The following is a 23,262-nucleotide window of genomic DNA, read 5'->3' on the forward strand; positions in this document are numbered from 1 at the left end:
GTTGGCCGTTTGCGAAAGACGGCAGGCTTGACACATTGCAGGTGTGCTTCTATCTTGTTGGCGGCAAAGGAAAAACTATGAAAATCAACTACCTGGACCTTCCCGCTCAATATCAATCAATCAAAACGGAAATCGATCAGGCGATTCAGGCTGTTTTGGATAAATCGGCCTATGTCTTGGGACAAGCAGTGGCTGATTTCGAAGGAGAATTCGCCAATTTCTGTGATGTCTCTTACTGTGCCGGCGTGAACAGCGGAACTTCGGCGTTGTTGCTGGCGCTGCGAGCGCTTGATATCGGCCCCGGAGATGAGGTAATAACGGCTGCAAACACCTTTGTGGCTACTGCCGCGGCTATCGTTCATGCTGGAGCACAACCGGTGCTGGTCGATGTCGATCCGGTCAGCCGTAATATCGATCCGGAACTGGTTTCCATGGCCATTTCATCAAGAACCCGAGCGATTATCCCGGTCCATCTCTACGGTTGTCCGGCCGACATGAATTCCATTCTGAAATTGGCCGGTCGTTACGGTCTTTCCGTGATAGAAGATGCCGCTCAAGCTCAGGGAGCTCGCTATCGCGGGCTGCGCACCGGTAGTATGGGACATATCGCCGCTTTTTCATTTTATCCCGGGAAAAACCTCGGAGCATACGGTGAAGCGGGGGCGATAACAACCGACGATCAGAAACTCGATGAAACCGTGCGGATGTTGCGCGATCACGGCTCCAAACAAAAATATGTCCACGAACTATTAGGATACAACGCCCGGATGGAAGGAATCCAGGGTGCGGTGTTGAACGTTAAACTCCGTTATCTCGAAAAATGGAATCGCGAACGCAACCGGGTGGCGGCGCTTTATAACCAACTGCTGTCTGATCTCCCGATCACCCTCCCGAATATGGCTGACGATGATATCGAACAAGTTTTTCATGTCTATGTTATCGAGACCGATCGTCGTGATGAACTTCAGGCTTTCCTCGCTAAGGAAGGCGTGCCCAGCCTTATTCATTATCCGATTCCCATACATCTCCAGAAGGCTTTCGATTACCTGAACTATCGAAAAGGCGAATTCCCGGTGACTGAACGGCTGGCCGATCAGGTTCTGTCGCTGCCGATCTATCCGGAAATAACCGACGAGCAGGTAACCTTTGTGGCGGGGAAGGTGAAGTCGTTCTTTGGCGCGCATTAACCTCCGACATTTCAGATTATCACGCCTCGACTGGGCTTGTCTGGCGTTGCTTGTCGTGTTGCTGGTTTTTCGTTTATGGAATCTCGATGCCGATCCGCCGGGTGATCTTTCCGGATCATCTGATGTTTATACTGATCCTCCTCAATATACCTTGTTTGCCAAGCAGTATGTGCAATCCGGTGAGTTGAATCCGTTTCACGATGACCGCCGGGTGTTTTTCGTTAAATCCGTGGTTACAGCTTTAGCCGTGGTTGTTTTTAAAATCATCGGGGTGGGATTATGGCAATCTAATTTTGTCGGATTGCTTCTTTCGTTCGGTTCACTTCTCCTGTTCTTTTTATTTGTTCGAAAAATATCAGGTTCTCTGGCCGGGCTGCTCTTTCTCCTTTTGGTCGGACTGAATTACAACCAGCTTTTTTATGGCCGGTTGCCGTTTCTGGAACATGCCATGTCGTTTTTCGCCATACTTGCGGCGGTATTGCTGGTTTACCGAAAGAGCATGTTGGCGCATCTGTTGGCCGGCGCCGCACTTGCAGTTGGTATATTCTTCGGTAAAGTGGTCGGCACGGTGTTTCTGTTTCCGTTTGCCTGTCTTTTATTTTATCAATTCTGGCTCGACTACCGAGGAGAAACGCTTAAATCGCGCCTGGTGAGGCCGGGTGCTTTTGTGGCGGGATTCGCTGTAGTTGTGGTGTTCTGGTTGTTTTTCAGTTATATCCCGGCTCAGTCGCAAGTGGGGGGATATATCCAGGAGCAGGCAGTTGAGCTTTACGGTGCTCCTGAGGGACTTCAGTCGTTCGATGACTTCGTGTGGAAAATGGTCTCGTTCGGGGTGCGGTCAAATTTGTTTCCGCGTATGTCGACTATCGCTTTGCTCGGCGTGATCTTTCTCGGGATGATTTTTTATCATGTTGGCCGCAAAGTAAGCTGGCGAGAGGGATTCGGACGTTTCAACAGCGGCCATCTGTTCATGGCCGCGATGATTGTTGCTTTTTTCGGCTCTATGGCTATCTGGAATTATCGACCGTTACGCTATGAACTGGTGTTGATTTTTCCATTCTGCGGCGGCGCGGCGGTGGTTCTGTCGACTTTATGGCAAACATGGTCGGAACCGAAGGCGGAAAAAACGCCCTGGTTGTTCTATGTTCTGTTCTATCCGGCAGTGATGGTGACGTTGAGCCAGACCTTTTCAGGCCTCTCTCGTCGGCTCGATTATAATTTTACATTCGATGAGAATAAGTATATGCTGGGAGTCCTCTCGCTAATACTTACGGTTCTGACAGGTGTTTTAGTGAACATTCACAAAAAAGGGAAGATCCCATATATCCCGATTATTTGGCGAGTAGTGATGGTATGCATCGTGGTCGGGGTTCTGATTGCCGGGGGCAGCAGCTATGCCGCCTGGTGGAGTAATCCCACTTTCACTCTTCGTGACAACTCGCATGATATCGCGATGATTCTCCCTCCTGATGCGGTTTTATCCGGACCCTTCGCTCCCCAATTCTCATTGTCCAACGATCTGGGAACGGTAATTCACATGTTCGGTGTGGCTCAGGCCGACAGTAATCTTTTCAAACGTTTCCCGGTGACGCATCTGTTAGTGGATGAAGCAAATGAAAACCGAGCTCGTGATGACTATTCTCATATCATGAGTGGCGCTACCCATGTAGTTACTTATTACGTTGGTAAGAAACGGGTGCGTCTTTATCGTATCGCCTATCAGACGGATAATCCGCAGACCACCCAATACAAGCGCTCGGCGTTCGAAAGGGCGGTCGATTTGTATAACGAAGGAAGCCTGGTTTTAGCCAATCGCCTCTTAATCGATTTTATCAAGGGGCACCCACAGAACATCTCCGGTTACCTGATGATGTACGAAATGGCCAAGGCTGGTGGTTTCTACGAAGATGCCGAAGCGTTGCTGAAAAAAGCTATTGAGTTTTCACCGACCAACTACAATCTTAATGCGACGCTTGCGGTTTTCTATAAGGAGAGATACGAGGAAACTGCCGATACCCGGTATAAGTCATTGGGATTGGAGTATTTCGAAATTGCTGAGAAGCTCGCCCCGACCGTCAAAAAGGTTCAGGAAGAGCGTCTCGAACTAGAGGATGTCGATCTTGCCCCCTGAACAAACAGCCCGACTGATTGTGTCAACCATTGTTCCGGCGATGAACGAAGAGGGAAATATCGCCGAATTTTGTGCTCAATTCGATAAGATGCGACAACAGGTCAGGGAGTATGAGCTGGAATTGGTGTATATCGATGATGGCTCTACCGATGGAACCCTGGCGGCTATCAAAGAAGCGGCACAGAAATACGATTTCGTTCGCTATGCTGTTCATGCCCGTAATCGAGGATTGACAGAGGCTCTCCAAACCGGATTTAGTGCTGCCAGGGGAGAGATATTTGTTTTTTATCCGGCCGATTTACAGTTTTTACCGGAGGATATTCCCTCACTGGTCAAGCCGATTCTCGACGGTGCCGATGTCTGCACCGGGTGGAAACACGGAAAATACAAAAAACGGTTCGTATCGTCTGTCTACAACTGGATCTCACGCAAGATTTTCAACCTGAAAGTGCACGACCTGAACTCCTGTAAAGCTTTTCGCCGTGAAGTGGTCGAGAGCATTTTTATGCGCCGCGATTGGCATCGTTATATCGTGGTCCTGGCGGCGGCCGAGGGATACCGAATTGCCGAAGTTAAAGTTCCGCTCTATGATCGCAACTGGGGCAGTTCCAAATTCTCGTCGATCTGGCGCATTCCCGTCGGTGTGCTGGATATGCTGGCCGTGAAGTTTCAACTTACGTTCCTGCGTAAACCGCTTCTCTTCTTTGGTATGGTTGGCAGCGTTATCCTCTTCCTGGGAGTATTGGTTGGACTCTGGGCGGTCTACTTGCGCTATGTCGTGGGCGAAGGACAGAGACCGCTTCTATATCTGGTAATTCTGCTGGTCGGAATAGGTATGGCGCTCTTTATGATGGGTTTCATGGCCGAAGGCCAGACAGCCATTAAAGAAGAACTTTCCGATCTGCGGCGAAAGGTGCAGCGACAACTCAAAGATAACTCGGATCGCGAGCAGTCTTAGCGAGAGGACCTGGTTATCGGCAAGCAATCGGCCATGTCGTTCAAAAAGGCGGTCGGTCTCGTTCTGAAACTTCTGCTGACCGCTGTTATTGTTTTCTTTCTCTTCCGACAGATTTCACACCACTGGCAGGAGATCAAGGATTTCGATTGGGAGATCTCATGGCTGCCATTGATTGGTTCAATTCTGGTCGGGCTGGCTACTTTTCTAATTATGGCTTCTAACTGGCAGAGCCTGATTGCCGGATTCGGGCATCGCATCAGCCTTCTCAAGTCATTCCGGATATTCTACCTGTCGGATATGGGTCGTTATATCCCTGGCAAAATCTGGCCGTTGATGGGTATTCTCTATATGACCAAAAAGGAGGGCGTACCGCCGGAGCAGGCAACGGCCTCATTTGTGCTGATCCAACTGTTTGCCATACCGGCTTCGTTTTTGTTGTTTGCACTGGCCGTCCAGTTCGAACCACGGATTCTCGTGGATCAGGTAGCCCTGTTAGGGGAATGGTCCGCCTGGTTGTTTACTGCTTGTTTGCTGATTGGGGTGGTTGTGCTGGTGCTTTGGCCGAAGCGCCTTCTATCGCTGTTAAATGTTGTACTGCGGCGATTTAGCCGTCCTGAGATAGTCTTCGAACTGGACAAAAAGGTTGCCCTGCAACTGTTTGTTCGTTATTCTTTGGGCTGGTTCATGTACGGGCTGGCCTTCTATCTTTTCCTTGAAGCCTTTGCGCCCGAGGCAGACATACGCCTGATTGCGGCTGTTGGTGTGTTTAATGCCGCCTATCAAATCGGGTATCTGGCCTTGTTCGCACCGGGAGGATTCGGCCCGCGAGAGTTGGTAATGGGCTTCATGCTGGCGCCTTTTCTGGGACCAGTGGCGCCGGCAATAGCTATCATGGCTCGTTTGTGGGCCATTATCGTGGAAGTGACGGCAGCGTTGATCGCTTTGATGATTAGAAAGTAGAGCGGAGACCGATTTGGCGAAAAAAGAGAGAATGAAAAGAACTCCCTCCGGACGTACCATCCGGTTTGATCTGGAACAATCTCCCTGGTTTGCCCCGGCCATATTTGTCCTGTTCCTGATCGGCATCCTCGTGCTCTTCAGCGATTTTATCTTCTCGGACAAGATGCTCTATGGCTCCGACACGATTCAGGCCGGTGTCTTTTTCCGGGCAATGCTGGTTAACCATGTCAAAGAATTCGGCACAGTACCGCAATGGAATCCCTATATTTTCTGTGGTATGCCGTATATCGAAGCCTTCCACGGCGACATTTTCTACCCCTTATCGTCACTCAAGTATTTAGGCAATTTCTACCGCATGCTGGGTATGAACCTGGTGTTGCATATCTTCCTGGCCGGAGTGTTTATGTACCTGGCGGCGCGGCGGTTCAAGCTCTCCAAAATCGCAGCCCTGATCTCAGCCGCCTGCTATATGTTTGCAGCTTATCTGGTATCAATGGTAGCGCCGGGGCACGACGGTAAAATTTTTGTGACGGCGTTGTTCCCGCTGGCAGTCTTTTTCCTCAAGGGTGGTTTTGATTTCAGCGGTCTCAAGTCGTTCTTTCAGTTTTCTATGCTCGGTCTCGTGATCGGCTGCATTATTTTATCTCCCCATCCTCAGATGTCCTATTACACTCTCTGGGCCGTGGCGTTTTACGCTGCTTATCGGTTGATTCTGATGTTGCGAGCGAAACGCCCGATTATTTCCATTATTAATCCCGCATTACTGACAGTTTATGCGGTGGTGATAGGATTATTGCTTTCGGCGATCCAGTTCTATCCCGGTTTCTTGTATACGACAAATTATTCCCCTCGCGCCGACTCCAAGTCCGGTTGGCAATGGTCGACATCTTGGTCGCTGCATGAGGAAGAAGCGTTTGGTCTCATTATTCCCGAGTTCGCCGGGACACAGGCCCAGGAGAAAGATCTGTATTACTGGGGACGGAATGCTTTTAAGGACAATTGTGAATCAGTCGGTGTCATCACGTTGTTTTTAGCTCTGCTTGGTTTGTTTTTCAGCCGCCGCAAGTCGGCGTATTTTTGGGGAGGATTGGCGCTCTTTGCCTTGATCTATGCTCTCGGTGCTACGACACCGATTTATTATCTGTTTTATTGGATCATCCCAAAAGTCAAATCACTCCGGGCGCCGTCAATGATCATGTTCCTTTTTTCATTCTCGGGAGCACTGTTGGCCGGCATGGCTATTCAGTATGTGCGTGACTGGGTCGACGGCAAGATTCCGAAAGAGGAACGACGTGACAGCAAATGGTTCGATTATATCCTGTTCGGTTTCCCAGGTCTCCTGCTGCTGATTGCTCTGGCATTTTCCGCTGCAGGCCGAGGCATGCTTTCATTATGGGCCTCTATTTTCTACAGCGAGGCATCCACCACGATGGTCGCGCAGGGGATCAGCAAGTTCGACCTGGCGCTGCATCAGTTGCCGCATATTCAGTCCGGCGCCTGGATGGCGTTCATTTTTACGGCTCTCACGGCCGCTTTGATCTGGTTGTATCGCGAGCGCAAAGCCGGTCCGGCGATATTGATCGGTTTGATTTTATTACCGATGATCGACGGCATCAGATTCGACAGTCGTTTTATAGATACGATTGATCCGGCTCGTTATTGGTCCGCGAATCCGGTTTCTGATTTTCTGGAAAAACAACCGGGACATTATCGCACGATGAACCTCGGCGCTCTCCCGGCCGATATGCTGCCGTTCCACGAGATTGAAGTGGTCACCGGTTATCATGGTAACCAATTACGCTGGTTCGATGCTCTTTTAGGTGGTCCGGGCGCTCCCAACGAAACCAATCCGTACCTGCTCAATCTGGCTTCGGCACGGTTCCTGGTTTATCCCTCCAATGCACAAATTCCACCTGGATATTTCGGCGACCAACCCGTGTTACAGGCTGCAAGTTTTGGCAGTATCACCGTTAGCGAGAACCTTAATGCCCTGCCGCCGGTTTACCTGGTTGATTCTTTTGAGATAGTAAATAACCGGGATCTGATATACCCGCTGATACTCGATGGCGCGATTGACTTCCGTAAGGTGGTCTATCTCGAACAAGAGCCTCCGATCTCAATAGCGCCCGGCGCCGATTCGGGTGCGATCGATTCCGCCTGGATCAGCCAATGGGCCATGGACTCCGTCACCGTAAATATGATTTGTTCGAGTAATCGCCTGCTGGTAATGACTGATAACTATTACCCGGCCTGGCAAGTAACGGTCGATGGACAATCCGCAGAATTGTTACGGGCTTACGGGACCTTCCGCGCCGTAGCCTTACCTGCCGGAACGCAGGAGGTTGTCTTCCGGTATAATTCCCAAGTGTATGCAACCGGCAAGCTGGTTACCACCCTGACCGCAATCTATCTTATCCTGGTCATCGCCGGATTCGGCGTAATGACCTATCGCAAGAGACCGGAACAAGCAGAGGAGACTTCCGAAAACGCATGAGCCCGTCACAACGCGCCCTGATTATCTTCCCGACCTACAACGAACGGGATAATATCGAGAAGATCGTTCACGCTGTCCTGCCGATGGACCCGCGAATAAACATTCTGATTGTTGACGACAGCTCACCTGACGGCACCGGTGAGATTGCCGATGTTCTGGCAGCCTCTGAGAAAAAGGTCAACGTAATGCACCGCCCGAACAAGGAAGGGCTGGGGAAGGCTTATATAGCCGGATTCCGTTGGGCGATAGAGCATCAATACGACTTCATCTTCGAGATGGATGCCGACTTCTCTCACGGTCCGGAATATCTCCGAGACTTCCTGCGCGAAATCCAGGAATACGACGTCGTGATCGGCTCTCGCTATATTCGAGGTGTCAATGTTATCAACTGGCCCATGTCGCGTCTGTTGCTTTCATACTTCGCCAATTTGTATACTCGCATAGTAACCGGCTTACCACTCAAGGACGCTACCGGCGGCTTCAAATGCTTCCGTCGTGAAGTGCTCGAAGCGATCAATCTCAACGAGGCGCAATCATCCGGTTATGTTTTTCAGATTGAGATGTCAATGCGAGCCTGGAAAAAAGGCTTCCGCATCAAGGAAATCCCGATCATTTTCGTCGACCGCACTGCCGGCGAATCCAAGATGTCGAAAAAGATCATGCGTGAGGCGATCTGGATGGTCTGGTGGTTACGGATTAAGTCGATGTTCGGAAAACTAGGCTAAGACGGCTTGGAACGCTCCGCTGCAAATCGCGTCACGATCATCATTGTCACTTATAACTCTATGCCTGCGCTGGGCGATTGCCTGACTTCGCTCGATTACGGAGGTGAGGGAGTGGATTGGGCATTGGTCGTTGTCGACAACGGGTCCGATGACGGTTCGCTTGATTGTGTCGGAAATATCCGGCCAGGGGCGACGATTATTGAGAACAAGCGCAACGAGGGTTTTGCCGCGGCTTGTAATCGGGGGGCCCGTGAGGCGGATGGAGATTTCCTGCTCTTTTTGAATCCCGATGTCATACTCGACAAATACGCGATAAAAAGGCTGCTGGAAGCAGCTACTACCAATATCAGAGTCGGTGCTCTGGGAGGACGTTTACGCAATGCTGATGACTCATTTCAACCGACTTGCCGCCGTTACCCCTCGGTCGGGAACGTGTTGTTCTCTCGCGGATCGGTGCTGGGACGATGGTTCGGTTCCTCGACTCGGTATACACTCCCGGATTACGAGACCACGACCGCCGTTCCGGCAATAGCCGGGACCATGCTGATGATTCGGCGCAGTTTGTTCGAGCGGATCGAGGGATTCGATCCGCGTTTCTTCATGTACCTCGAAGACACCGATCTCTGTTGGCGGGTAAAGCAGGCGGGCTATAAAAACATTTTTGTGCCGGCAGCCGGCGGGGTTCATCTCTGGGGACAAGGTAGCAGAGTCGGTGGTATACGGAGAGCGGTTCAACATCACAGCTCGATGTGGAAGTATTTCCTCAAACACCTGCCTAACGGTTTTTCTCTCATAGTATTGCCGGTATTATTGGTGGCTAATCTGATCGCTACGATCCTTTCTCTGAATGTTCGTAGTCTCTTTAGCCGGTCAGGGGAGAAGAAGCGGTGAGCAAGACCGAGATCATGGCTCTGGTCCTGTCGCTGTTGTTATCCCTGGCTTTATTGCCGATGGTCATTAAGTTGTCGAAGCATTTCGGTTGGTTGGACCGCCCCGGTCGTCATAAACAACATGCACAACCAACTCCATATCTGGGCGGAGCGGTGCTGTTCGTTTCGACCTGGTTAACCATTGCTGTTCTGTATTTGTTCGATCATAGTTTATTCGATGATTTAACCGGTCTGGCGGTAGTTTTTGGCGGAGCCGCGGTGATTTTCGTACTGGGTTTGATCGATGATATCCACCCTCTGTCGGCCTGGGTTAAGCTGCTGGTTCAAATCGGTATCGGCCTGTTGTTATTTTGGGGAGGCGTTGGTATTGATTTGCTTTCGACACCCGGCGGTTCCATCGAGTTGGGTAGTTGGTCGGCGGTACTGACTATTGTCTGGGTAGTTGGTTTAACCAATGCTGTAAACCTGATTGACGGTCTTGACGGCCTCGCGGGTGGGGTCAGTCTTATTGCTGCGGTAACTATGGCTGTTATTGCACGTTTTTTTGCCGCTGGTTGGGAGTTGCTGCTTATTGTCGCTCTGCTTGGATTCCTCGTGCCATTTTTGTTTTTTAACCGTTATCCGGCTCGGATTTTTTTGGGTGACTCCGGCTCCATGCAAATAGGGTACTACTTCGCGGTATTTTCGCTGATGCTGCGGGTAAAATCGTTCACACTGTCGGCTTTGTTCGTACCGTTGCTAACCCTGGGCGTGCCGTTGACCGAGGCGATTAGTTCGACTATCAGACGGCTCGTGACCGGTAAAAGTGTGATGCAGGCCGACCGCCGCCACCTGTTTCATTACCTTGGTTTACTTGGTTTGGGACCACGCCGGACTGTGGCCGTATTCTATGGCCTGGGGGTAGTGTTTGGTCTCTTTGCTGTGGCTATGTATTTGTGGGACCGTGTCTTGGTGTTGAGTCTTCTGGTCGTTTTTATGGTTGTTATTTTCGCTGTATTCTTTATCTTAGTCACCGGCTTATCGCGTCGATTTCGAAGCGATCCGGCCGAGTTACGGAAGAGAGTGGGCAAGAACAGGCGCTAGGAAAGCCTATGGCTGAACGAACATATCTCGAGTTTGAACGTCCTCTTGTGGAGTTGGAGAAGAAAATCTCCGACATGAAGGATTTCTCACTCGGAGCTAATATCGAGCTTGAAGGTGAGATTGTCTCGCTTCAGGAGAAACTCGAACATCTTCGGAAAGACATCTACAGCGGACTTACCCGCTGGCAGATGGTCCAGCTCTCGCGTCATCCGCGTCGTCCCTACACACTCGACTATATTAAGCTCATGTGCACTGATTTTATCGAGTTGCACGGCGATCGCGGATTCGCCGACGACAAAGCCATGATTGGCGGATTCGCGGAACTCGACGGTGAGCCGATCATGGTGGTCGGTCAGCAAAAGGGACGTGACACCAAGCAGAAACTCGAACGTAATTTCGGCATGGCACACCCTGAAGGCTATCGTAAAGCGCTCCGGCTGTTCTATATGGCGGAGAAGTTCGATATCCCGATTCTGGTACTGGTGGATACGCCGGGGGCTTATCCGGGAATCGGGGCGGAAGAACGGGGACAAGCCGAGGCGATCGCTCGCAATATCCGCGAGATGTCGCGATTAAAAGTCCCGATCGTAGTGGTGATAATCGGCGAAGGCGCCTCGGGAGGAGCTCTTGGGGTCGGTGTCGGCGACCGGGTGATGATGCTTCAGTATTCATGGTATTCGGTGATTTCACCGGAGGGCTGTGCTGCGATCTTATGGCGTGATGCCGCTATGGCATCGGAAGCAGCCGAGGCGCTGAAAGTGACCGCCCCGGATTTGATCGATCTGAAAATCGTCGACAGCGTGATCCCGGAACCACCCGGCGGTGCTCACACCGATCATGAGGCCGCCGCAGAGCTGGTCAAAGCAGCAATCAAGAAGGCCTTCGCTGAATTAAAAGAAAAACCGGTCGATCAGCTGTTAGCCGAACGACTGGATAAATATCGCCGTATGGGCGAATTTACGGAATGATGTGAGGCAGGCTATGACGCTTCCGGACAAACTACTCGAAAAACTCGTTTGCCCGAAATGTCGAAGCAAACTGGAGTACCAGCCGGAAAATGAACGGCTGGTTTGTGCGAATTGCCGCTTGGCCTATCGTATTGTTGATGATATTCCTGTGCTCCTGGTTGACGAAGCTGAAAATTTAAAGTAAGGAATGAGGCTTTGAAGCTTTCTAAATTTTGTGACGAGACGCTGGTAACCTTTGATCTCAAGGCAACCGATAAGGACGGCGTTATCGAGGAATTGGTCGAGTTGGTCTCAAGGTCCAACATGGTAAAAGACCAGGATCAGCTTCTGGCCGACATCAAGGAACGTGAAGACCTGGTAACGACCGGTGTCGGTTACGGTGTCGCTTTCCCGCATGCAAAAACCCGCTCCGTGAAAGGTATCGTGATTGCTTTCGGCCGCTCCAAGAGCGGTGTTGATTTCGATGCTATGGATCACAAGCCGGTGAAGATGTTCTTTCTGATAGCCGCTCCCGAGGATGCGATCGGTGCGCACCTCAATGTCATGGCGCGGCTGTCGTACCTGATGAAGTCCGCCGAGAATCGCGAGAAGCTCATGGCCGCTTCCTCTCCGGGAGACGTGCTGGTGCTTATGGATGCCGTTGAATAGTTAGTTGCCTATCCGGCAAGGATGCCGCTCTTTGATGAATCTTATCTCCAATCTCTCGCATAAGAATTGGCGGGTTATTCATCTGATTCTGGTGGTTCTGCTGGCAACGGCCTTGATAATAGGCCGTGTTCAGGTAGCGCCGCTTGTGAGTGAGTTGATTGGCGGCAGTTTCTTTCTACCATTTTTCAAACTTCGTACCTACGTAACGGAACTAGCGAACGTCAATATCGAACGCGAACGGCTCAGCCTGGAGTTGGCTGAAACTTCAGAGCAATTGGCCTTCTACCAGGAAATCGCACATGAAAACGAACGCATCCGCGAAATGCTGGGGTTCGAACCACCGCCCGGTTACCGCCTCCTTCAGGCCAAGGTAGTCTCGGTGACCGGCTCCGATATCCCGGTGTCGGCGCTGGTAAATCGAGGTATTCTGGATTCGGTCGAGGTGAACCTTCCGGTTATAAGCCGCGAGGGATTAGTCGGTCGAGTGGAGGATGTTACCCCGGACCATTGCCTGGTCCAGTTATTGACCGACCCACGTAATCGAGTAGCCACCCGGGTTGCTTCAAGCCGTGAAATGGGCATCGTTCGATATTTACCGTCGGAAGGGATGCTTCTGACCAATTTCCCCAATCAGGGTGAGATCGCAGTGGGGGATACGGTTGTTTCATCCGGTCTCGGGGGCGTCTATCCACCGGGCTTAATGGTCGGTTATGTGACCGAAGTGACTCGTCCCGAAAACCGTCCCGATGCGGAAATCAGCTTGCAACCGGCGGCTAATTTCCACTCGATTGAACAGCTTTTTATTCTGTTGCCGGAGGCAGGGCGATGAGAGTGCTGCCGTTTCTATCTTATTTGTTGCTGTTGTCATTACATTGCGTTATCACAGCCGATTTGACTTCGATCTATACCGCCAGTATCGATTTGGCCGCCCTGTTGACGCTTATAGTGGCTTTATACAAGGGTGAGTTCACAGCGCTCTGGTTTGGTTTCGTTGCCGGATTGTTTGGGGCCGCCGCGGGACCGGCTTATACGTTGGGGTGGCAAGCCCTCGTGTTGGCCGGGATCGGCCTTGTTGGATATCATGTTCGGGGAAGACTTAACCTTGACTCACTTCTGGCGCGGCTGGGTTTTATAGGCGGCGGTGTTTTACTGCATTGTATTGCATCTATTCTGATCGACGGGGGCTACGATTTCTTCTATCAACTGGGAGTGCGAGCTATTCCCAGCATGATATATACGGTAATCGTCGCTTGGCTGTTCTTCCTGTTCAAAGAGAAACGTATAACGTTTCAGAAGATAAAAGCTCTTTACTGAGACGATGGCTCAATCGACACTCTCGATACAGGCACGCGAAAAATTGGCGCTGGCTTTTGTTGGCGTTCTCTTGTTGGTGCTGATAATCGGCTTGCTCAAGCTCCAGGTTGTAGACCATGGAGAATTACTGGCGCAATCCGAACAGAACCGTATTCGCGTACAACCTCTGGTCCCGCGACGCGGTGTGGTGCTCGACCGCGAACATCGAATCGTGATCGACAATCGTCCTTCCTACACCCTTTGTATTGTCGCTGCGGAAATGGACCAGGCGGTAACGATCCCGTCGGTGGCCCGGTTGCTGGGATTGGATGAAGAGCAGGTCGAGCGAAGGCTGCGAAAAAATCTCGTGAGCCGCTATCAACCGGCCCCGATCAAGCGAGATGTATCTTTTGATATCGTGGCGGTGGTGGAGGAGCAGGCGGATCGTTTCCCCGGCGTCATGATGCAGATGGAGGAGGTCCGCCGTTATACAACGGAGCTTGGCGCTGAGTGTATCTCGGGTTATGTCGGTGAAGTCTCACAAGAGGAGATCCGTCGTGAGGATGGCGCCAATTATCGCCTGGGTAGCGTCATCGGCAAAAAGGGCCTGGAAAAAGAATACGACAGTCTGCTGCGTGGTCATGAAGGAACGGCCTATATCGAAGTTACCGCCACCGGTCAGACTCTGGGGCCTTACTCCGGTAAGCTGCCGATCCCTGCCGAAGCCGGAGCGGACCTGACCATCAGTATCGACATCGACCTCCAGCGCACTTGTGTCGAGGTTCTGGATACCTTCTGTTGCGGGGCGGTAGTGGCGATGGATCCGCGTACCGGAGAAATTCTGGCCATGACCTCTTATCCCAGTTATGATGCCAATATCTTCTCGTCAGTCATTCCCGAAAGTCTCTGGACCGAAATCACGCGTGACTCGACTCATCCGCTGCTTAATCGGCCTCTTGACGGTCTCTATCCCCCCGGATCAACCACGAAACTGGTGGCCATTGGCGCCGGGCTGGAAGAGGGGCTGATCGGCGAACACACCCTGTTGCGTCCCTGTACCGGCGGGTATCGTTTCGGTAATCGTGTTTTCCACTGCTGGGACCTTAGCGGTCACGGCCAGCTTGACGGCCTGGGGGCAATTGAGCAGTCCTGCGATGTCTATCTGTATCAGGTAGGCTTGAAACTAGGGGTAGACAATCTTGGGCGCTATTTGTCTGCCTGCGGATTCGGTCGGCCGACCCATATCGATTTGCCCAGCGAGGCGGTCGGATTGAGCCCCAGTGAAGAATACTACAATAATCGGTTCGGAAAGAATAAATGGTCCCAGGGTGTTGTGTTGAATCTTTCTATCGGACAGGGAGAAATTTTGGCAACGCCGCTGCAACTGGCTCAGTTCTATTGCGGTCTGGCCAACGACGGCAAAGTCCTTTGTCCTCACATTCTCAAGCAGATCAGATATTCCGATGGCCGAGTAGAACGGATTGCACCGAAGCTCTCTTTCGAACTGCCGTTTTCGAAAAAGACTCGTGATTACCTCATGGAGGGGATAAGGCGGGTGGTCGAGGGTGAGCACGGTACGGCGCGAAGACTCCGTAATAAGCTGTATTCGATCGGCGGCAAGACCGGCACCGCCGAAAATCCGCACGGAGAAAACCACAGTTGGTTCGTCGGTGTCGCGCCTCTCGAAAAGCCTGAGATAGTGGTTTGCGCAATAGTGGAAAATGCCGGACACGGTTCTGAGATCGCCGCCCCGGTGGTAGGCAAGATTATCCACTCTTATATGGAGAAGAAGATGGCGGACGATGGTATTGCCGGGTTGGCGGGGAAGAAATAGGCTTATGCTGGATTATCGCGAACTGGACTGGCGCTTGATTACGGCGGTGTTATTGCTGTCGTTGTTTGGCATTGTCCTGATTATGTCGGCGCAGTATAGCGCAGAATCGACCTATCGACAGACCTATTGGTTGCGTCAGTTGCTCTGGCTGTTTATTGCGATGATTGTTTTCGCAGTAGTCATTCATTTGCCTATGCGTTTATTGGATTTCTCCGCTTATCCCGTCTATGCGGTATCCATTATATTACTGGGGCTCGTTCTGGTTGTCGGTTCCACGCGTATGGGCGCGACACGATGGTTTTCGCTTGGCCCGCTCAATCTTGCTCCCAGTGATATTGCCAAATTGGCGGTACTTCTGGCGCTCGCCAGGTTTTTTGCATATACCAAACTTCCACCCGCATCCAAACGACGACTGGCCATATCAGCGATTCTGATTTTATTGCCGGTGGCGCTGATTTTAAAGCAACCCGACCTTGGCACATCATTGGTGTTCTGGGTAATTCTGTTCGGCCTTTGGTTCTGGTCCGGTCTGTCGCCTTTGTACTTGATCTTGATTCTATCGCCGATTGTTTCGCTGGTCACGGCTGCACACTGGCTGGCCTGGACCCTTTATTTCATGGCTTTGTTGGTATTCTTGTTCATGTTTCGTCCGGGATTAAGTTTCAGCATTGTGGTTGTTGTGGCTAATCTGGCAACCGGTATCGTCATGCCGTTTTTGTGGAACCGTATGGCCGACTATCAAAAACAGCGTATTTTAACCTTTCTCGATCCCAGTACTGATGCTCGCGGTGCGGGATATCAGATTATTCAGTCCAAGATCGCCATCGGATCGGGGGGAATATGGGGCAAAGGGATATTTGCGGGCTCGCAGACCAAGCTGGAATTTTTACCGGAGCGGCATACTGACTTCGTTTTCTCGGTGCTGGGTGAGGAATTTGGTCTTTGGGGCACCTTGCTGGTGCTGGGCTTGTTCGGATATGTGATCTATCGCATCATTCGCATTGCCGGGCGTTGTCGATCCCGTTTCGCTTCCAACATAGCCTTTGGGGCCGCAGTTGTTTTGGTGTTTCAGTTGTTTATCAATATCGGTATGACGCTGGGATTCATGCCGGTCACCGGTCTTGCCCTGCCTTTCCTGAGTTATGGCGGCACTTCATTAGTGCTGTCATGGACACTCATCGGTATGGCCGTTCTTGCGGATTATCACTGGCAGGAATACTGATGTCCCTATCCCGGACGGAACAGGGGAGAACGCTATTAAAGGGATCCGGGATACCGCCGATCGTTCTTCTTGGCCTCGGAGCCGTCTGCGTGAGCTTCGCCGCCGTGTTCGTGAAAATGCTAAAAGGGGGAGTGCTGGGGCCGACTGTCATTGGTTTCTGGCGGACTTTTTTCGGAAGTGCGGCTTTGTTTCTCATGGCGCTGATGCAGCGCAGTTCATTACGAATTCCCCGGCCTGTCATGAAATTATCGATTCTGGCCGGGTTCATCTTTTTCCTCGATCTTTATTTCTGGCACCGTTCGATTAATTACGTCGGGGCCGGTATGGCGACCATCCTGGCCAATATCCAGGTATTCATTACAGCTGCGCTGAGCGCGTTGATTTTCAAGGAACACTTGCGATTGGGATTCTTCGTTGCGGCCGTGAGTGCGATTGTCGGGGTGACTTTGTTGTCGGGCGCCGGAAGCGACATCCATTTCGACCGTGAATATATTATTGGACTGGTGTTCGGACTTCTCACCGGTTTCGTTTATGCTTCATATCTGATCATAATGAAATCGGTCGGTCATCGATGGGAACATCCGAATTTCGTAGTGTTAATGGCCTGGACGTCACTTTTTACCGCGGTCTTTCTTTTTGCCGTCACCCTGCTCGAGGGCTCCACGTTGATGCCTCCCGATCTCCGATCTCTGGCAATTCTGGTATCGCTGGCGGTGGTCGTGCAGGCTTTCGCCTGGTGGCTGATCGCGAGCAACCTCCCCAAACTCGATGCCTCACGTAGCGGTCTGACGTTGCTCATTCAACCGACTATGGCAACTTTGTGGGGGATTCTGTTTTTCTCCGAGCAGTTCACGCCGTTGCAGTTTGTCGGCGCGACTATTACGATTGTGGCTATTTATGCCGGATCGATTCGTAGAAGGACCGGAACGTAACATACTGAGAAGTTACACCGACGAAAACGGGCGGCTCTGATGAGCCGCCCGTTGTTGTTTCCAGTCAGAGGAAGTCGCTTAGTCGATGAGAACTTTCTCCAGTCGATCGCAGATGTAGTCGATGTGGCTGTCGTCGATGATCAGCGGCGGAGAAATGCGGATGGTATGACCGTGACTGTCATTGGCCAGCATACCCAGATCGAGCAGCTTGCGGCAGTAGACCATAGCATCACCGCTCTTGACTTCGATACCGATAAAGAGACCCTTACCGCGTACTTCCTTGACGTGCGAAGAACGGGACGCTATCTCTTCAATTCGAGCCTTGAGCTTTTTGCCCATCTCGGCGGAGCGCTCGCAGAGCTTCTCTTCTTTGATCACATCGAGGGCGGTATTACCGGCAACGGAAGCCAGCGGGTAACCGCCGAAGGTGGAGCCATCGGAACCCGGCGTAAAGACCATATCCATCATCTTGGTGTTGGTTACGAACGCTGAGAGCGGAACCAGACCGCCGGATAGCGCTTTGCCCAGAATGACGCCGTCGGGGACAACGTTCTCGTGTTCGAAACAGAACATCTTGCCGGTTCGTCCGAGACCAACCTGGATTTCATCGAAAAGCAGGAACAAGTCATGTTTGTCCGACAATTCACGCAAACCTTTGAGGAAGCCCGTGCCGGGATCGTACATGCCGCCTTCACCCTGCATCGGCTCAACGAGGATACCGCAGGTGTTTTTGTTGATGATCTTCTCGACCTGATCGAGCCTGCCGTAATCAACTGATACAAATCCGGGTGTAAGGGGACCGAATCCTTCGCGATATTTCTTCGACGAGGAGAACGAGACCACAGTTATCATGCGTCCGTGGAAATTGTTCCCGAAAACAATAATCTCCTGTTTACCGTCCGGAATGCCCTTCACTTTATAACCATAATAACGAGCCATCTTAATGGCTGTCTCGACTGATTCGACACCACCGTTCTTGGGAAGCACTTTATTCCCGTCATTGCCGAAGCGCGGACCCAATTGTGGGCAAGTGGTGGCAAGTTTCCTCAAGAATAATGCCAGGGAGTCGGTGAACACGACGTTGGAAATGACCGATGCATAGTGATTCTGGAGTGCATTAACCAGAGCCGCCACGATTTTCGGATGGCAGTGACCCTGGTTGGCGGCAGAGTAGGCTGCCAGACAGTCCAGATACTTATTGTTATTGATATCGGTTAACCAGACGCCCTCGGCCTTGCGTACAATCACCTCAAGACGACCATAATGATTGGCGCCAAAAGTGTGTTCGTACTCCAGAATCTTGTCGTTCGGAATATCCGAAAATCCGACTCTGGATGAGTTCAATGTCTTGGTATCTGCCATGGTATCACCTCTTTCAGATCATCAGAATAGAAACGAATGTAAAATCAATAGCCGCGGGAAGATAACACTTTAAATTTAAAAGGCAAGGGGGACTTTATTGGATAAAACAACTCTGTAAGTTGGCTCTGTGAGTGAACTTTCGGTCATAAGCAGCAAGTCAACGACAGGTGCAATTCAGGTATACAATCGACCTTACGAGACCCGATCGAACAAATTCAAGCCATCCTGAAATTGTGAATTGGTGTATTCAGGATTGGCCGGTTGATTTCTTTTGAGCCTGTTTTTAACATTTCAAATGAGGACAAGCAGGGCGTCTTTTTTCTGTATTTCTCAATATGTCGCTTGGGGTTAGTGCTCACTAACTATTTTCATCCAAGGTGGATTAGGGGGCTGATTTGGCTTGATTTCTCAGGTTAAATGCTTATCATCCGGCGTTTGTAACCATTGCGGAGGAGATAGATGCCTAAAGTTGTTGATAATATCCAGATTGGACCGATGGTCTGGAAAATGCGGGTCGAAATCCCGCGCCTGGTTAAGAAAGCGAAAGCCGGTCAGTTTGTAATTCTGCGAGTCAATGAGACAGGTGAGCGTGTACCTATGTCGATCGCCGGTCTTGACCGCGAGAATGGACTCCTTACGATCATTTATCAGGTTGTAGGAAAGACCTCGGCTCTCATGACGACCATTCCGGATGGCGGTGAGATATCTGATACAGTTGGCCCATTGGGAGTACCGTCTCACGTAGACAATTGGGGGACGGCTATCCTGGTGGGTGGAGGAATCGGAATTGCTCCGATCTATCCTATTGCCCAGGCATACAAAGAAGCCGGCAATAAAGTTATTACGATCATCGGTGCACGCTCCAAAGAGTTCATCTTCTACGAAGATGAACACAAGGGTGTGGCGGATGAGTTGCATATTTGCACTGATGACGGTTCCTACGGCCATCACGGTTTCGTGTCGGATGTTCTTAAGCAGATTCTTGACAGCGGTGAGAAGGTGGGCATGATCATGGCGATCGGACCGGTTCCGATGATGCGTGTTGTGGCCAATCTGACGCGGGACTACAAGGTGCCGACATGGGTATCGCTGAATCCGTTGATGATCGATGGCACCGGCATGTGCGGTGGTTGCCGCGTGCAGGTCGGCGATGAGACCAAATTCGCTTGTGTCGATGGTCCCGACTTTGACGGTCACAAGGTAGATTTCGATACGCTTACGAAGCGCCTGGGGGCCTATAAGGAACAGGAACGTGCGGCTATGAAACATTTCATTGCTGAGCCCGGTTGTCGGTTGGCGCCGGCGGTGGAGGGCTTCAAATACCCCGACGAAAAGTAATCGTCGAAACGTATCTAGAGGAAACAGTTGAGTCGATCGACAACTGACGGAGTTGGACGTGACCAAAGATCTTAAAAATTTGCCGAAAAAAGAGCGCATGGAGATCCCTCGGGTGAAGATGCCCGAGCAGGATCCAACCGAGCGCATACATAATTTCAGGGAAGTCCCGTGTGGTCTGAACGAGGAACAGGCCATGTTGGAAGCCGCCCGCTGTATCGAATGCAAGAAGCAACCGTGCGTAAGCGGCTGTCCGGTCGAAGTGGACATCCCGGGTTTTATCAAGTTAATCCTCGACAAAGATTTTGCCGGCGCAGCCCGCAAAATCAAAGAAACCAACGCGCTTCCCGCAGTCTGTGGTCGAGTATGTCCGCAGGAAGAACAATGCGAAATGCTCTGCACGCTGGGCAAGAAGTTCAAGCCGGTGGCTATCGGTTATCTGGAGCGCTTCGTAGCGGACTACGAGCGTGAGAATAACCTGGTCCAGGCGCCGAAAGTTGCTCCGGCAACCGGTAAGAAGGTGGCCATTGTTGGTTCCGGACCGGCCGGTTTGACCGTTGCCGGCGACCTTATTAAACTGGGCCATAAAGTGACCATTTTCGAAGCATTGCATAAGCCGGGTGGCGTGCTCGTATACGGTATCCCAGAATTCCGTTTGCCGAAGAAAATCGTACAAGCGGAATGTGATGCTATGGCCGATACCGGTGTAGAATTCGAGAATTCGACTGTCATCGGTAAAATGGACACCATCGACGAATTATTCGAACAGGGATTCGATGCCGTTTTCATCGGTACCGGGGCCGGACTGCCGAATTTCATGGGGATCCCGGGTGAGAACCTGATCGGGGTATATTCCTCCAACGAATACCTGACCCGTTCGAACCTGATGCGGGCTTATGATTTCCCGAACAACGATACGCCGATCATTCACGGTAAGAACGTAGCGGTGTTGGGCGGCGGCAACACGGCCATGGATTCCGTACGTACATCTCTGAGACTCGGTGCGGATAACGCTTACATCGTCTATCGTCGATCTGAAGCGGAAATGCCGGCCAGGATCGAGGAAGTTCACCATGCCAGGCAGGAAGGGGTTCAGTTCCACCTGTTGACGACACCGATCAGATTTATCGGTGACGATCAGGGTAAGGTGAAGGCGATGGAACTGCTCAAGATGGAACTCGGCGAGCCGGATGCCTCGGGGCGTCGTCGGCCGGTTCCTATCGAGGGCTCCAACTACATTATGGATGTGGATCTGGTCGTGGTTGCGATCGGCAACTCCTCCAACCCGCTCATTCCCCGTACGACTCCGGGGCTCGATGTTAACCGCTGGGGGAACATCACGGTTAACGAGGAAACGATGGAAACCTCGCGGCCGGGTGTGTTTGCCGGTGGTGATATTGTTACCGGCGGCGCGACTGTTATTCTGGCGGCCGGAGCCGGGAAGAAGGCGGCACGGGCTATCCATAAGTACATTATGGAAAAGAAATAGCCTTCGGGCTTTGATGATAAGGCGGGTTGATAACCCGCCTTTTTTGTGCGATTATATTGAAGATATGAAAATCGACAGCTCCCTGATCAAGCAATTGGCCGCCGCGTGTGGCTTCGATCTATGTGGCATTACACGGCCGGACCCGATTCCCGAGGCGATCCAACGCATTCATAGATGGCTCGATGCCGGTTACCATGCCGACATGGACTGGCTTAAGACCAGTCTGAGTCGCCGTCTGGATCCCCGTAGCCTGATGGACAACGTTCGCTCGGTAATAATGCTTGGTCTCAACTATTATCAGCCAAACTCGGAAGTAATTCCACCGGGTAAGGGGCGTGTCGCACGCTATGCCCGAGGGCGGGACTATCATAAAGTCCTGTCAAAACTCTGCCAGGAATTGATCGCACGGATCGAAGATGAATTGAACCGTGACGCTGTTTTAACGAATCCGCCTCGGTTCAAATTCTGGGTCGATTATGGCCCGTTTATGGAAAAAGCTTACGCCGAGAAGGCCGGATTAGGTTATGTCGGTAAACATGGTCTCCTGATTAATAAGCAGTACGGTAGTTGGTTCTTTCTGGCTGAAATCGTGACGGATCTGGATTTGAAGCCGGATCAAACCTGGATTGGGGAGCACGGTCGTTGTGGGACTTGTCGGCGCTGCATCGATGCCTGCCCCACGGGGGCAATCGTGTCCGACCGTGTCGTGGACGCCAACCGTTGTCTGTCATATTGGACCATCGAAACCAGCGACGATATTCCCTTCGACATCGCCCGCACGATGAATGAAAACGTATTCGGCTGCGATATATGTCAGGAAGTTTGCCCGCACAATCAGCATCGTGCCAAACCTGCCAACCACAAGGAATTCAAGGTAGAAGCCGGTGTCGGTGAGTTTCTTGATCTTGAGCGGGTATCGAATATGGAGAGCGATGAGGAATTCCTCGCTTTAACGGCCGGAACACCGCTCACACGTCCCAAGCTTAAGGGACTTGTTCGCAATGCCCGGATTGTAGTCCAAAACAGAACCGAGGAATGAACGTAGACAGGACTTGCCTTGAGGAGCGGAATCGTACATCTTTGGTCATGGCAAAAATCGCTCCCTCTGTATTAGGTGCGGATTTCGGTCGATTGAACAACGAAATCCTTGACGCCGCCGCTGCCGGTGCGGATATGCTTCATCTCGATATCATGGACGGCCATTTCGTGCCGAACATCTCTTTTGGTCCGGCAGTCGTGAAAACCATTAATAAGACCACCGATCTGTTTCTTGACACGCATCTGATGCTTTCCGAGCCTGAGAAGTACTTTGAGGCGTTCGTTAAAGCCGGGTCCGATTCGATCACTTTCCATATTGAAGTCCATCCCGATCCTCGTCCGTTCGCTAAACAGCTCCATGACCTGGGTGTCCAGGCCGGTATTTCACTTAATCCGGATAAAAAAGCCGACCTGGTTTTACCGTATCTGGATCAATTCGAGCTATTGCTGGTAATGTCGGTATTCCCGGGTTTTGGCGGTCAAAGCTTCATTGAGTCAACTCTTGACACTGTAGCGGCCGCTCGGGCCAGAATCGACGCTGATGGTCTTCCAACTAAAATCATGGTAGATGGCGGCGTAGATGCAGGAAATGCCGCCAAAGTAGTAGCTGCCGGAGCCGATATTCTAGTCATGGGAACGGCTTTTTTCAGTGCTACAGACCGTTCGGCGCTAGTTGATCTTGTTCATAACATTAAGTGACAGTAGTAGATAGT

The 23,262-nt window shown here is 51.4% G+C and carries 21 protein-coding genes; 20 read left to right on the forward strand and 1 reads right to left on the reverse strand.

Going from position 1 to position 23,262, the window contains the following annotated elements; all coding sequences use genetic code 11:
- Positions 1-77: 77 nt before the first annotated feature.
- Genes PLF13_11285 through PLF13_11360 form a run of 16 tightly spaced genes read left to right on the forward strand, consistent with a single transcriptional unit; the run spans position 78 to position 17,325 of the window.
- Entirely contained in the window at positions 78-1,187 is a 1,110-nt protein-coding gene (locus tag PLF13_11285) for a DegT/DnrJ/EryC1/StrS family aminotransferase (protein ID HOP07859.1), read from the forward strand.
- Entirely contained in the window at positions 1,174-3,318 is a 2,145-nt protein-coding gene (locus PLF13_11290; GenBank protein ID HOP07860.1) for a hypothetical protein, read from the forward strand. The genes PLF13_11285 and PLF13_11290 overlap by 14 nt, the downstream gene beginning before the upstream one ends.
- Entirely contained in the window at positions 3,308-4,276 is a 969-nt protein-coding gene (locus tag PLF13_11295; protein ID HOP07861.1) for a glycosyltransferase family 2 protein, read from the forward strand. Before PLF13_11290 ends, PLF13_11295 begins: the two co-directional genes overlap by 11 nt.
- 33 nt (positions 4,277-4,309) lie before the next feature.
- Positions 4,310-5,236: a lysylphosphatidylglycerol synthase transmembrane domain-containing protein gene (locus tag PLF13_11300; GenBank protein ID HOP07862.1), complete on the forward strand. Its 927-nt coding sequence runs from the start codon at positions 4,310-4,312 to the stop codon at positions 5,234-5,236.
- 31 nt (positions 5,237-5,267) lie between these two features.
- Positions 5,268-7,730 carry a YfhO family protein gene (locus tag PLF13_11305; protein HOP07863.1) on the forward strand — a complete coding sequence of 821 codons (2,463 nt, stop codon included), beginning with the start codon at positions 5,268-5,270 and terminating at the stop codon, positions 7,728-7,730.
- Complete coding sequence (locus PLF13_11310) at positions 7,727-8,455, forward strand: polyprenol monophosphomannose synthase (protein ID HOP07864.1); 729 nt, start codon at positions 7,727-7,729, stop codon at positions 8,453-8,455. Before PLF13_11305 ends, PLF13_11310 begins: the two co-directional genes overlap by 4 nt.
- A 6-nt stretch (positions 8,456-8,461) precedes the next feature.
- Positions 8,462-9,346 carry a glycosyltransferase family 2 protein gene (locus PLF13_11315; GenBank protein ID HOP07865.1) on the forward strand — a complete coding sequence of 295 codons (885 nt, stop codon included), beginning with the start codon at positions 8,462-8,464 and terminating at the stop codon, positions 9,344-9,346.
- Complete coding sequence (locus PLF13_11320) at positions 9,343-10,428, forward strand: MraY family glycosyltransferase (protein HOP07866.1); 1,086 nt, start codon at positions 9,343-9,345, stop codon at positions 10,426-10,428. Before PLF13_11315 ends, PLF13_11320 begins: the two co-directional genes overlap by 4 nt.
- An 8-nt stretch (positions 10,429-10,436) precedes the next feature.
- A complete protein-coding gene (locus tag PLF13_11325) occupies positions 10,437-11,396 on the forward strand; it encodes an acetyl-CoA carboxylase carboxyltransferase subunit alpha (protein HOP07867.1) in 960 nt (319 codons plus the stop codon).
- Positions 11,397-11,409: 13 nt separating this feature from the next.
- Positions 11,410-11,580: a Trm112 family protein gene (locus tag PLF13_11330; GenBank protein ID HOP07868.1), complete on the forward strand. Its 171-nt coding sequence runs from the start codon at positions 11,410-11,412 to the stop codon at positions 11,578-11,580.
- An 11-nt stretch (positions 11,581-11,591) separates the two neighbouring features.
- Positions 11,592-12,044 carry a PTS sugar transporter subunit IIA gene (locus PLF13_11335; protein ID HOP07869.1) on the forward strand — a complete coding sequence of 151 codons (453 nt, stop codon included), beginning with the start codon at positions 11,592-11,594 and terminating at the stop codon, positions 12,042-12,044.
- A gap of 34 nt (positions 12,045-12,078) precedes the next feature.
- Positions 12,079-12,873: a rod shape-determining protein MreC gene (gene mreC / locus PLF13_11340; GenBank protein HOP07870.1), complete on the forward strand. Its 795-nt coding sequence runs from the start codon at positions 12,079-12,081 to the stop codon at positions 12,871-12,873.
- Positions 12,870-13,358 carry a hypothetical protein gene (locus tag PLF13_11345; protein HOP07871.1) on the forward strand — a complete coding sequence of 163 codons (489 nt, stop codon included), beginning with the start codon at positions 12,870-12,872 and terminating at the stop codon, positions 13,356-13,358. The genes mreC and PLF13_11345 overlap by 4 nt, the downstream gene beginning before the upstream one ends.
- Before the next feature lie 4 nt (positions 13,359-13,362).
- A complete protein-coding gene (gene mrdA, locus PLF13_11350) occupies positions 13,363-15,171 on the forward strand; it encodes a penicillin-binding protein 2 (protein HOP07872.1) in 1,809 nt (602 codons plus the stop codon).
- A 4-nt stretch (positions 15,172-15,175) separates the two neighbouring features.
- Positions 15,176-16,393: a rod shape-determining protein RodA gene (gene rodA / locus PLF13_11355; GenBank protein ID HOP07873.1), complete on the forward strand. Its 1,218-nt coding sequence runs from the start codon at positions 15,176-15,178 to the stop codon at positions 16,391-16,393.
- Positions 16,393-17,325 (forward strand): DMT family transporter, encoded by a 933-nt coding sequence (locus PLF13_11360; GenBank protein ID HOP07874.1) that lies wholly within the window; start codon positions 16,393-16,395, stop codon positions 17,323-17,325. Before rodA ends, PLF13_11360 begins: the two co-directional genes overlap by 1 nt.
- 78 nt (positions 17,326-17,403) lie before the next feature.
- Here PLF13_11360 and rocD read toward each other — a convergent pair whose 3' ends face one another.
- Positions 17,404-18,687 (reverse strand): ornithine--oxo-acid transaminase, encoded by a 1,284-nt coding sequence (rocD, locus tag PLF13_11365; protein HOP07875.1) that lies wholly within the window; start codon positions 18,685-18,687, stop codon positions 17,404-17,406.
- 459 nt (positions 18,688-19,146) lie between these two features.
- Between rocD and PLF13_11370 the strand changes: the two genes are divergently transcribed.
- The 4 genes from PLF13_11370 (at position 19,147) to rpe (ending at position 23,248) form a co-directional block, all read left to right on the forward strand.
- The gene (locus PLF13_11370) at positions 19,147-20,025 is read left to right on the forward strand and encodes a sulfide/dihydroorotate dehydrogenase-like FAD/NAD-binding protein (protein HOP07876.1); all 879 of its coding nucleotides are present in this window, start codon (positions 19,147-19,149) and stop codon (positions 20,023-20,025) included.
- Between the two features lie 97 nt (positions 20,026-20,122).
- Positions 20,123-21,511 carry an NADPH-dependent glutamate synthase gene (gltA, locus tag PLF13_11375; GenBank protein HOP07877.1) on the forward strand — a complete coding sequence of 463 codons (1,389 nt, stop codon included), beginning with the start codon at positions 20,123-20,125 and terminating at the stop codon, positions 21,509-21,511.
- A gap of 64 nt (positions 21,512-21,575) precedes the next feature.
- Positions 21,576-22,550, forward strand: a complete 975-nt coding sequence (queG, locus tag PLF13_11380; protein HOP07878.1) for a tRNA epoxyqueuosine(34) reductase QueG — start codon at positions 21,576-21,578, stop codon at positions 22,548-22,550.
- 47 nt (positions 22,551-22,597) lie between these two features.
- Positions 22,598-23,248: a ribulose-phosphate 3-epimerase gene (gene rpe / locus PLF13_11385; GenBank protein ID HOP07879.1), complete on the forward strand. Its 651-nt coding sequence runs from the start codon at positions 22,598-22,600 to the stop codon at positions 23,246-23,248.
- Positions 23,249-23,262: the final 14 nt, after the last annotated feature.

The sequence above is a fragment of the Candidatus Zixiibacteriota bacterium genome (assembly GCA_035380245.1).
GTDB lineage: Bacteria > Zixibacteria > MSB-5A5 > GN15 > FEB-12 > DAOSXA01.